At 53.9% G+C, this 12,482-nt stretch carries 8 protein-coding genes; 6 read left to right on the top strand and 2 right to left on the bottom strand.

Features of this window, described 5'->3' with window-relative positions:
- Positions 1-74: 74 nt before the first annotated feature.
- Positions 75-539, bottom strand: a complete 465-nt coding sequence (locus IEY39_RS28815) for a hypothetical protein (RefSeq protein WP_188938150.1) — start codon at positions 537-539, stop codon at positions 75-77.
- A gap of 89 nt (positions 540-628) precedes the next feature.
- On the opposite strand from IEY39_RS28815, the gene IEY39_RS28810 reads away from it, so the two are divergent.
- The 6 genes from IEY39_RS28810 (at position 629) to IEY39_RS28785 (ending at position 11,233) form a co-directional block, all read left to right on the top strand.
- Entirely contained in the window at positions 629-1,945 is a 1,317-nt protein-coding gene (locus IEY39_RS28810; protein ID WP_188938149.1) for a DNA recombination protein RmuC, read from the top strand.
- A gap of 79 nt (positions 1,946-2,024) precedes the next feature.
- On the top strand, positions 2,025-2,609 hold the full coding sequence (locus IEY39_RS28805; protein WP_188938148.1) for an RNA polymerase sigma factor: 585 nt from the start codon (positions 2,025-2,027) through the stop codon (positions 2,607-2,609).
- Positions 2,610-2,691: 82 nt separating this feature from the next.
- The gene (locus IEY39_RS28800) at positions 2,692-3,951 is read left to right on the top strand and encodes a FecR domain-containing protein (RefSeq protein ID WP_188938147.1); all 1,260 of its coding nucleotides are present in this window, start codon (positions 2,692-2,694) and stop codon (positions 3,949-3,951) included.
- 117 nt (positions 3,952-4,068) lie between these two features.
- Positions 4,069-7,398, top strand: a complete 3,330-nt coding sequence (locus tag IEY39_RS28795) for a SusC/RagA family TonB-linked outer membrane protein (protein WP_188938146.1) — start codon at positions 4,069-4,071, stop codon at positions 7,396-7,398.
- Positions 7,399-7,408: 10 nt separating this feature from the next.
- Positions 7,409-8,776 (top strand): RagB/SusD family nutrient uptake outer membrane protein, encoded by a 1,368-nt coding sequence (locus IEY39_RS28790; protein ID WP_188938145.1) that lies wholly within the window; start codon positions 7,409-7,411, stop codon positions 8,774-8,776.
- Between the two features lie 18 nt (positions 8,777-8,794).
- Positions 8,795-11,233: a TlpA family protein disulfide reductase gene (locus IEY39_RS28785; protein ID WP_188938144.1), complete on the top strand. Its 2,439-nt coding sequence runs from the start codon at positions 8,795-8,797 to the stop codon at positions 11,231-11,233.
- On the opposite strand, the gene IEY39_RS28780 is transcribed toward IEY39_RS28785, so the two are convergent.
- Positions 11,197-12,375, bottom strand: coding sequence for an epoxide hydrolase family protein (locus tag IEY39_RS28780; RefSeq protein WP_188938143.1), 1,179 nt, complete (start codon positions 12,373-12,375; stop codon positions 11,197-11,199). The genes IEY39_RS28785 and IEY39_RS28780 overlap by 37 nt on opposite strands.
- Between the last annotated feature and the right edge of the window lie 107 nt (positions 12,376-12,482).

The raw sequence follows: 12,482 nt of genomic DNA, 5'->3' as shown, positions 1-12,482 counted from the left end.
GTAAACATTTAGCTACACAATATAAATAAAAAGTAAATATTTAATAATATTGATGCGCCGATTGGCCGCCCCGGCTACTTCAACATATCCAGCGCACTCATGAAAGCAGGCTTTTTACTCTGCCAGCTGCTCAGAAAAGCCTCCGGCTTCAGCCCGTTCGCCAGGTTCTTCAAAAGTCCGCTGGCTTCCGAATAGGACTTCACCGCACTGGCGCCCTGGCTAATGCTGTTCAGGCTGAAACCTTGATTCGCCATTCCGGGCTTGATAAAGGTGGACAGCAAAGAGACGCTTTGCGCCATACTGACGGCATCTTTTGCTTTACTGGCCGTGCTCAGCCATTTGGCCTTGCCTCCGCTGGCCCAGCTGCTGAAAAAAGAGCTTGGCTTCAGCTGGCCTGCAAACTGCTGTAGCAAACTGCTTGCTTTCGGCTCGACTGCACCGGGCATAGAGGGAAGCTGGGCCTTTGAAGAAGCGAAGGTCAGGCTCACCGCCAATAGCAGAAGCAAAGACTTCGACTTGAAAAGAAAGAGCTTTTCCATTGTTTAAGATTTTATGCTTAAAACAAATCTGTTCTAAAGTTCCGAAAAAAAGCGTCAATTGCAGCCATCCATCACGCAAAACAGGCCGTATGCCGCTAACGAACATCCTTTTGATCGCAAGTATCCTGCTCACGCTCCTTGTCGTGATCCTCGTCTTAACCAGGAGATCCGATAACCGCGGCGCTGAAACCCTCCACATCCAGCTGTCGGCATTCAGCGCTGAATTGAACAAGATAGGTGCCCTACTCCGCGAGGAATTCGCCCGAAACCGGGAGGAAAGCCAGCGGATGTCAAGAGACTCCCGCAACGACATGAACAAGGCGTCACTGGACAGCAGGACCGAACTGGCGGCTTCCCTAAGATTCTTTGAAGAAAGAACAGAGAGCAAGCTGGAAAAGATTCGGGAGACCGTGGAAACCAGACTCCGCTCCTTACAAGAAGAGAACGTAAAAAAGCTGGATGAAATGCGAAGCACGGTGGATGAAAAACTGCAATCGACCGTGGAGAAACGCTTCAACGATTCCTTCAAGCTCATCAGCGATCGGCTCGAACAAGTACACAAGGGCCTGGGCGAAATGCAAACACTAGCCTCCGGCGTAGGCGACCTGAAAAAAGTGCTCACCAATGTAAAGACAAGAGGCAACCTGGGGGAAATTCAGCTGGGCGCCATCCTCGAAGAGATATTCTCCCCCGACCAGTACGATAAAAATGTGGCAGTAAAACCCGGTAGCCAGGAAAGAGTGGAATACGCCATCAAGCTGCCGGGCCGCAATGACGACAACCATTCCCTGCTCTTGCCCATCGACTCCAAGTTTCCAAACGAAGACTACCAACGGCTGATGGAAGCCTACGAGAATATTGCAAACCTCGACCCCAAATTCGTGGACAATACCAGCAGCCAATTCGAAAACGCCGTCCGGAAATGTGCTAAGGAAATTCGGGAAAAATACATCAACCCGCCCATCACCACCGATTTTGCCATCATGTTCGTTCCCACGGAAGGTCTCTATGCCGAGATTTTACGCCGGGCGGGACTGTTCGAGACCCTGCGCAGGGACTTCAAAGTCACCGTGGTCGGCCCTACGAATCTGGTGGCCTTCCTCAATAGTCTGCAAATGGGCTTCCGGACACTGGCGATCGAAAAACGGTCCAGCGAAGTCTGGGAGATCCTTGGCGCGGTCAAGACGGAATTCTCCAACTTCAACGTGGTCCTGGAAAAGACTAAAAAGAAACTGATGGAAGCCACCAACAGCATCGACAAGGCTGGCGTCCGAACCAGGGCCATCGAAAGGCAACTCCGAAAAGTCCAGGAACTCCCGCCAGACCAGGCCGTATCCCTCATCGGCCAAACACTCGACATGGAAGCCGAACAAATCCAGGACGAAGAAAAAGACAACGAAGAATAAATCAATCGATTATCTACCCCACCCCTCGCATCCTCTCCATTAATCCTTATCTTCAACCGGCCAAAGTAAACCTATGCATTTGGATGCATCAGCCGAACATGAATTACTGCTTAGCGTAGCCCGGGGAGATGAGAAGTCTTTCAAGCAATTGGTGGACATATATTGGTGGCCCGTTTATTATAATATTCTCACCCTTACCAAAAGCACCGTCACCGCCCAGGAATTCACCCAGGACATCTTCCTGAAGATCTGGCAAAAAAGAGCGCTGCTAGCCGAAGTCGACAACTTCATGAACTACGTTTTCGTAGCCGGCAAGAACCATGTGATCTCCGCCATGCGGAAAAAGGTCCTGGACACCAATGCAGCCCTACCCGACGACCTGGTCGAAACGAACAACTCCCCCGGACTGGCCATGGACTATAAGGAGACCTGGGACGCCATCCTCAAGGTCATCGATTCGATGCCAAAAAAACAGCAACAGGTAATGCGGATGAGCCGCATCGAAGGACTATCTAACAAGGAAATCGCTGAAAGAACCGGCCTTAGCCCATCGGCCGTCAAATGGCACATCGTCGCCGGGCTCAACACCATCCGCATCTTCCTGGCTACCCGCAACAGGGAATTTCTCCTTATCCTCCTGTCCGCCGCCGTACTACTATATTAACCCAGCGTCAAAAATTATTATTTTTTTGAGAAAAAACCTATCCACGCCCTTCAAAAAGGCGTCTTCCTATTAGAATACCGTTATGGCAGAACATCAACAACCAGCAGAACATCAACAACCAGAAAGCCGGCTACAACAACTCTTTGATGCATACCTCACCGGCGCATTAAAGAATGAAGACCGGGAAGAGCTGGCAAAAGCCCTCGATTCACCCGAAGGCCAGGCACTGCTACAAAGCGTCATGACCCGGGATGTCGAAGAATCACCCGGCGCAGAAGCGGTAAGAGTAAAGGCGGATATCGACCAGTGGCTGAGCGCCCGACTCGAAAAAAGCCCCCGCGTCATCTCCATCCGCCGATGGAGCTACGGCATAGCCGCCGCCGTACTCTTCGGCCTCGCCGGAACGTCCGTATACCTTATCTTCAACCGCCAAAACGCAAATACAGCAACCGTCCAGCGATACAAAAACGACCTTCCCCCCGGAAGCAACAAGGCCATCCTCCAACTATCCGATGGAAAAAGAATAGCGTTGAACGAGTCGGCCACAACCAACAATATAAGATCCGACGACGCATCCATCCGGGAGGAAAACGGCTGGGTAAAATACAGCCCCACGCCCAGCAACCCCGGAAACACCCCCGCGCCCGGCAACCCCGACCGCGGAAACCCCGGCACGCAGGTCCACTTCAACGATCTCTACACCCCCATCGGCGGCCAGATAAAACTGCTCCTGGCAGACGGCACAAAGGTCTACCTCGACGCCTCTTCCAGCATCCATTTCCCGACGGCCTTCCTCAGCGGCAACAGAGAAGTAACCATCACCGGCCAGGCCTATTTCGATGTCGCTCCCAATTCCCGCCAACCCTTTATCGTCCACGCAAAAGACCAGACGATCCAGGTACTAGGCACCCAGTTCAACATCAACGCCTACGATGACCCCTACCCCCGCGCCACCACCGGCCCCGGGTCTGACAAAGCCACCTCTTCCGTCAAAACCACCCTCCAACAAGGAAGCATAAAGGTCCGCACAGGCAACAAAACGCTGCTGCTGACACCGGGCGAACAGGCCGACGGCTCCACAAAAAGAAACAACGTAGATATGGAAGAGATCCTGGCGTGGAAGAACGGCGAATTCCGATTCAACGGCGCGTCTATCGAAAGCATCATGCAGCAGGTAGCCAGATGGTATGGCGCCCGGGTTATCTACAAAGACAACATCACCGAAGAATTCGTAGCAAAAATTCCCAGGGACATCCCCGTGTCGAAGTTGCTGCAATACCTGGAAAAAACCGGCCAGGTCCACTTCCTCGTCGAAGGCAATACAATCACCGTCATGAAATAAACCTCATCCCAAATAATCACCTTATCCTAAACAAAACCGCCAGGCGTTACGAGCACCCGGCGGCAAGTCAATAACAAGGAGCGAACTCTCCATTATTAACCTAAAGCAACCAAAGCTATGCAGAAAACTGCAAACGGCAAGGCCATGCCGTATCCAACACTTAAACTGCTGATCACCATGAAATTGACAGCTATTCTCCTCTGTATCACGTTGTTCAGGGTCAACGCAGAAAAGGCCAACGCTCAAAGCATCTCCCTGGACTTCAACAAAACCCCCATCGAAAAGGTCTTCACAGCCATCGAAAAACAATCGGGCTACAGCTTCCTGTATGGAAAGCGGCTGCTCCTCACCGCCACACCCGTCACCATTACCGTCCACAACGTCACCCTCGAAACCGCCCTCAAAGCCATTTTTGAGAACCAACCCCTCACCTGGCAGATCACCGACAAACAGATCATCGTCTCCGCCAGGCCGGCCCCGCCAGCCCCGCCCACGCAAAACAACGCAGCGGAGCCGACCCCGCCCCCCGCAGTCAACGGGCGCATCTTAAACGAAAATGGTGAACCCGTCCCCGGCGTCACCATCTCCCTCAAAAGCGGAAAAGTAGTCGGCATCACCAATGAGAAAGGACTGTTCTCCCTTACCAACATCCCCGACGACGCCATCCTGGTCTTCACCAGCGTCAATATGGAAACAAAAGAGGTCCATCTCTACGGTCGAAAAGACCTCGCCTTTACCATGACCAGCAAACTCAGCAAGCTCGACGAAGTAGTCGCCATCGCCTACGGCACTTCCACCCGCAGGAGAAACACAGGATCCATCAGCTCCGTTACTTCCGAAGAGATCGCCAAACAACCCGTTCAAAACCCCCTCAACGCCCTGGAAGGACACATCGCCGGCGCCCTCATCACCCAAAACAGTGGTCTCCCCGGCTCCAACGTCAACGTGCTCATCCGGGGAACGAGTTCATTGGGCAATGGCACCATTCCCCTGTATATCATTGACGGCGTTCCATTCAACATAAACGATCAGTCCGTCCCCGTCACCGATGCCTTGAACAGTTACGGGCTTCATGGCGCCAACGGCCAGATCAGCCCCTTTAGCATTATCAACCCTTCGGACATCGAACGCATCGACGTATTGAAAGACGCCGATGCCACCGCCATCTACGGGACAAGGGCCGCCAACGGCGTCGTACTCATCACCACCAAACGTGGCAAGGCCGGCAAAACAAAATTAGACCTCAACGTTTACCAGGGGACAGGCCAGGTCGCCCACTTCCTGGACATGATGAACCTGCAGCAGTATCTGGCCCTTCGCCATAAAGCATTTGCCAATGACGGCATCACCCCTACCGCCGCCAACGCCCCGGACCTCTTCACCTACGACTCCACCAGGTCTACCGACTGGCAGCATAAATACCTCGGCGGCAATGCCGGCATCACCGATGCCCAGGCCACCGTTTCAGGCGGTGATCTCCGCACGCGCTTCTTACTGTCTGCCGCCTACCACCGCGAAACGACCATTTTTCCCGGCAGCGAGAACGACCAGCGCGGCACCGTCCGGTTCAATTCCGAACACAATTCCCTGGATAGGAAATTCAACGCCACTGTCTCTGCCATGTATTCCTATGACCAGAGCAATCTCATCACCACCGACCTGGCGAGCGCCGTCTTCTACCTGCCCCCCGATTATCCGCTCCACAACACCAATGGATCGCTTTTTTGGGATGCCAACTTCACCAATCCCGAGTCCTATTTTTACGCAAAATATATTGGCAAGACCAACAACCTGCTCGCCAATACGCAACTGCGATATACTATCCTGCCCGGCCTCGATCTGAAGGCCAGCCTCGGCTTCACCAAAATATCGCTCAACCAGAACACGCAAACACCCGTCCTCGCGCAAAATCCGTTATACGGACCAGTGAACAAGGCACAATTCGGAACGGTAGACCAGCAGTCATATACAGCAGAACCGCAATTGGTCTACAACCGCAATATCAGCCATGGCCATCTCACCGTCCTGGCCGGCTCCACCTTTCAAAGAAGCACCAATACCACCACCACGATTAGTGCTTCGGGTTATACCAATCCCAACCTGCTGGCGTCGATCGTAGGCGCAGCATCCTACTCCCCGTACAGTATCTACACGTTATATAAATACAATTCCTTCTTTGGAAGACTGACCTATGCGTGGAAGGACAAGTACATCTTCAACGGCAACATCCGCCGGGATGGCTCCTCCCGTTTTGGCCCCAACAGGAGATTCGGAACATTTGGCTCCGTGGGCGGCGCCTGGGTCATCACCAACGAAAAGTTCGCCCAAAACCTGACAAGAACCGTCTCCTTCGCCAAACTGCGTGCCTCCTACGGCATCACCGGCAACGATCAGATCCAGGATTATCAATTCCTCAGCGCCTATAGTCCCGGCAGCGCCGCCAGCGTCTACCAGGGCGTCAGCATCCTGAGCCCCAGCCCCGGCAATAGCTATATTCACTGGGAGACAAACAAAAAGCTGGAATTCGGTGCCGATCTGGGCTTCCTCAAAGACCGGCTCCTGCTCACCGTCGATTACTACCGCAACAGAAGCGACAACCAGCTGTCCTATCTCGTCCTCCCTTTCCAGACCGGGTACAACTCCTATGTCGGTAACTTCCCTGCCCTCCTGCAAAACAGGGGTTTTGAATTCGAAGTAAATACAAAGAACATTGACAGCAAGAACTTCACCTGGCGCACCTCCCTCAACCTCACCATCCCGCATAACCAGCTGCTGAAGATCGACCCCTCCTACTTCTATGCCAGCACCTACAAGCTCGGCCATTCCATCCACCAGGTCCAGCGCTTTGTCTATGCAGGCGTCAACCCCGCCACCGGCGCCCCGGTATATAAGGTCGGCGGCAAAGACAGCACTACAGCCACACCAAACTATACCACCGATCGCGTGCTCGTAGGCGAAGGCGATCCCACCTGGTATGGCGGGATGACCAACGAGTTCCGATACAAAAACTGGGATCTCAGCTTCTTCATCCAGGTAACAAAACAAAAAGGCGCCATCTATCCTACAGCGCTGCAAAGCTCATACGGCAATATTCCCGGCACCCTGTCCAACGTTCCCGCCTGGTGGCTCACCGCAGGCATGTGGCAACAACCCGGCGACAATGCCAGGTCTCCAAAAGCAACGACCAACACCAGCGTGTATGCGTACATGTACAGCTCCAACTTTTCCTGGGGTGACAATTCTTTTGTGAAGCTCCGCAACGTTTCGTTCTCCTACACTTTCCCCGAGAACTGGATCAGCCCGATGAAAATGAGCAACGTCCGGCTCTATGTACAAGCCCAGAATGTGCTGACGCTCACGAAGAATAAGATCGCCTATGATCCGGAGACGGGCCTCGCCACCCCGCCCCTGCGCACCGTCACCTTTGGTATTAATTGTTCATTTTAAAAATTGACTCATGCGATCCTTCAGCTATCTCTCTATATGCATATTAGTCTCGGCATCCCTCGTCTCCTGCAAAAAGTATGTCGACCCGGGTACACCCACCAACCTGCTCACCGTCGATAAGGTCTATACGGATTCGCTCTCGACCCTCGGCGTCGTCCTGAGCCTTTACAGCAAATGGACCACCAATCAGAGCAACGGCACACCCGTCAGCTACCTGTGTCAATTCGGCGCCATGTCCGCTGATGATGCGTATTATTTCAACAACTCCCAATACGACCCCTACCGTACCAATACACTATCGGCCGGCAGCCTCGGAAATGTAGTCTACACCTTTCCTTATCAAAGCATCAACACCGCGAACAACGCCATCGCAGGTATAACAGGCTCTCAATTCTCAACTTCCTACAAAAACCAGCTGCTGGGCGAATGCAAATTCTGGCGTGCCTATGCCTATTTCAATCTCGTCAACTATTTCGGCGGCGTCCCTCTGGTCCTGGGCGCCACTATCGCCACCAATGCGACCCTGCCCAGGTCCTCCACCGATGCCGTCTATACGCAGATAGTCACCGACCTCAAAGACGCGGAAAACCTATTGTCAACCACCTACCCCTCTGCGGAGAAGGCCCGGGTCAACAAGTACGCTGTATCGGCCCTGCTGGCAAGGGTCTATCTCTACCAAAAGAACTGGACTGCCGCGGAAGCCGAAGCCACCACCGTTATCAGTTCCGGCAGCTACAGCCTCGAGCCCAACCTCAACAACGTTTTTATAAAAACCAGCAACGAAACCATCTGGCAGATGGTCAGCAATGTCAGCGCCGGCATCACCGGGGTCACGGCTATGGGCATCAATTGGATCCCCTCCGGCACTACCCCCGCTTTTGTGCTGTATGATACCCTCGCAAAGACATTCGAGGCAACCGATCAGCGCAAGGTCAACTGGACAAAAAGCTTGTCCTACAACGGAACAACCTTCTACTACCCTTACAAGTACAAGATCCGTATCAATTCCGTCAGCGGCAACGAATACAATGTGATGTTCCGGCTGGCCGAACAGTATCTCATCCGCAGCGAAGCAAGAGCCATGCAGAACAACATCACCGGCGCCCAATCCGACCTCAACATGGTCCGCAGCCGTGCCGGCCTCGGCAATACCACCGCAGCAACCCAGGCCGGTCTGCTCACCGCCCTCGAAAAAGAAAGATGGGTCGAACTCTTCACCGAGATGAGCGACCGCTGGTTCAATCTAAAACGCACCGGTCGCATCGACGCGGTATTGTCGCTGACCAAACCCCAGTGGCAGCCTTTCCAGGCCCTTTACCCCATTCCCATCTCCGAGATCACCGCAAACCCCTATCTGACCCAGAACCCAGGCTATTAACCATATCAATCCACTAGTATGCAAAAGAAATTGTTTCGACCACTGCTGTCGATAGGCCTGCTGTTTGGCCTTTACAGCGCATCCGCCCAACCACGCAGTCCCCAGGTCGATTCGCTCGTCAATATGAAAGACACAGCGGTAGTCCAGGCAAGACTCGACCAGCTCCTGAAAAGCACCAAAGAAAGCGACTTCAACACCGCCGTCTACTATTACGCCCGGCAAAATGACGTTGCCAACTTCGAACGCACAAGGGATATCGCCATCACCAGGTTTCCCCAGGGAACCTTCGCCTATATCCAGGTGGGCAATGCCCTCGTCGGCGAAAAAGACCCCGTAAAAAAAGAAGCCCTCTTAAAGACACTCGTGAAAAATTTCCCCGACCATGATCATGATCATCAGAACGCGATGTATTACTTCGATGTCGCCAATACCTATGCCGCCCAAAAAGGCAAACAGGCAAACCTGCCGAAAGTAAAAGAATATGCCGCAAAAGTCGACGACAAAGGCATCCTCTCCATCATTGTAGAAACCCTCTTTACCAACGGCCACACTCAACTGGCATCGGCCCTTACGCAGGAAATGATGGACTCCCTCAAAGCGATCCTGGCCAGCGGCGATCCCAACCTCGTCAACCCTGCCCCGCCGCAGCCTGGCCAGCCGCCACGGCCCGATCCCAAGCGGTTATACGATCATTACTCCCTGCTGTATGCCCGGATACTGAATAAGCAGGGCCATCCGGCGGAAGCGCTCCCTTATGCAAAGCAGGCATACGAATCCACGAAAACGCCATCCTGGGACTTCACCAGGGAATACGTGAACATCCTGCTGGCGAATCACCAATACGCCGAAGCCTTCCCCCTGATGGTCAAAGCCTGCCGCCAGGGCCAGGCAACACCCGAGATCAAAGAGAAGCTAAAGGAAGCCTATGTCAGCACCAATGGCTCCACCAACGGCTACGACACCCTGCTCGCCTCCATCTCCGCCGAACTACGGGACTCCGCCAATGCACAAGTTGCTAAATACGCCACCACAAAATCGCCTGCACCCACCTTCACACTCAAAAACCTGCTTGGACAAACCGTTTCTCTCGAAAGCCTGAAAGGCAAGGTCGTCATCCTCGATTTCTGGGCCACCTGGTGCGGTCCCTGCAAGAGATCCTTTCCCGCCATGCAGCAGGCCGTCAACAAATACAAGGAGGACAAGGGCGTGGTATTTCTCTTCATCGACACCTGGGAAAGAGCAAAAGACCCCGAAGCCGGCGTCAAGGAATATATTGCCACCAGCAAATACTCCTTCAATGTCCTTCTCGATCTGCAGGACCCCACCACAAGAAAGAACAACGTAGTAGAAAGCTACAAGGTCAGCGGTATCCCGACCAAATTCATCATCGACAAAAACGGGGATATCGCCTATCGCCTCACCGGCTTCAGCGGTGGAGATGACTTTGCCGTCGAAGAGCTCTCCGCCATGATAGAATCTGCCCGGGACAAACCACTCTCCATCGGCGATGACGCCCCCCCATTCAAGGTCGCATATTGGCTAAAAGGAACCCCCGGCCCGGGCATCGAACCCGGCAAGATCAATATCGTCGAATTCTGGGCTACCTGGTGTCAACCCTGCCTGGCAGGCATCCCCCATCTGTCCCACCTCGCCGAAGAATACAAGAACGTCAAAGTCTTTGGGATAAGCGTCTACGAAAGAGCTGCCGCCACCCAGGACTCGCTCAACAGGTTCATCAACGGGCCAAAAGGTCAGCAAATGCAGTACATCGTTGGCGCAGACGACACGACCAGGTACATGGTCAGCAACTGGCTAAAGCCGACAGGGCAAAGAGGCATCCCCTTCGCCATCATCGTCGACAAACAAGGTAAAATTGCCTGGATGGGTCATCCCGCCACCATGGACAAGCCACTCCAACAAATAGCCGCCGGTCAGTGGGATCTAAAGATCGCCCGCCGGCAATTCGAAGAGAACAAACGGCTCGACTCGATTGACGGCGCCATCATCCCCGAATTCAACGATTATTTGAACAACAACAAGTACCAGGCAGGACTAAAGGCAATCGATGCCCTCGTAGTCAAAGAACCAGGCCTGAAATACCGTCACTTCACAGGTCATTATACCTTCGTCCTTTTGCTGGATACCGACCCCGAAAAAGCCGTCGCCTTCGCCCGGGCCGAATGGACAGCCGCTGACATACCCGACTGGAAATCGGTATCGGACATGCTGCTCTACTCCAAAGAGCATAAGAAGAACCTGCCCCCTTCCGCATGGTTGCTCGGGGTCGATGCCCTCCAGGCCGAACTCGATCATTATCCCTGGAGCATGGACCCCGCCACCACCTACGACCAGATGGCTTCTTTTGAAACCCTCGCCGGCGACAAACAAAAGGCGCTCGATTACAGCCAAAAGGCCCTCGACTACAAAACAATATCCGTCAAATCCGCCAACCCCTGACCCTGTTCCAACCCCCCAAAAAATTCCCGGACATCATCCGCCACTTCATTGGGCTTCTCCCATTCGGCAAAATGACCACCTTGCGGCATCACCGTCCACCGTTCCACCGTATAGAAACGTTCAGCCCATTCCCGTGGAGCAGGCACGGTGATGCCGTCCCGCAAAGGCATCATTATCGCCGTAGGAACCCGAACCACCCCCTTCAACCCCGGGTCCCGCATCACCTCCCGGTAAAGCCTCACCGACGCAGCGCCCGAACCGGTAAACCAATGCAGCGAAAGATTATCAAGCAAATTATCCCTGCCGAAATGGGTATCCACATCACCCTCGCAATCCCCCCATCGCTGGAATTTTTCGATAAACCAGCTGGCAAGCGCTACGGGCGAATCGGCAAGCGCCGGAGTTAACGTCTCGGGTCTCAATCCCTGTATCCGGGCATACGCCGTCTCGGCAGATGCCCATGCCCCCACCTGCTGCTGATAGGCTACCTCCGCTTCACTAAGATTCTCGGGCATCGGGAAAACAAAAGGCGTGATCCCCGTCCGATGCAGCCCGATCAGCCGTTCAGGATACTTCAGCCCCATCTGCTGCTGCACCAGGGCGCCCTGGTCCGAACCCCGCGCGGCAAACTTCTTATACCCAAGAACATCGACCATCAGCTTCATAATAATATCGGCTATCCGCGCAAAGCTCATCCCATGCTCCCGGGGAAATTGCGTGAAAGGATATCCCGGCATGGAAACGGCGATAACATCAAAGCTGGGCGTACCGTCACTCCGGGCTTCCGTAAGCAAAGGGATAATGTTGAGCATTTGTATAAAGCTGCTGGGCCATCCCTGCATCAACAACAAGGGCACCGGGTTCGTTCCCTGGCCTGCAGCGCGGATAAAGTGGAGCCCAACGCCATCGACATCGGCAAGAAAATGGTCCCACCGGTTAAGCCTGGCCTCCCGTTCCCGCCAGTCATAATGATCCGCCCAGTAGGCAACCAGCTCCCGTAAATAGTCGCCATCGGTGCCATCGGCCCACTGGGAGGCCGCGATCGGTGATGGCCAGCGTGTCTGCCGGAGGCGGCGGCGCAGGTCTTCTACGTCTTCGTCCGGGATGTTGATCCGCATCGGCTGTACTATGCTATTTTCCATAGGAACGAATGTACACCGATCACCGCGTATCCCTCACTAGTACCTCATACATAGATACCATTAATTTTTCCACGGGAACAGGACAGGCCCGTTATTGCTGCGCTCTT

The organism is Puia dinghuensis, from assembly GCF_014642875.1.
GTDB classification, from domain to species: Bacteria; Bacteroidota; Bacteroidia; order Chitinophagales; family Chitinophagaceae; genus Puia; species Puia dinghuensis.
Note: the sequence above shows the minus strand (reverse complement) of the source record. Positions and strands in the feature narration are given on the sequence as shown.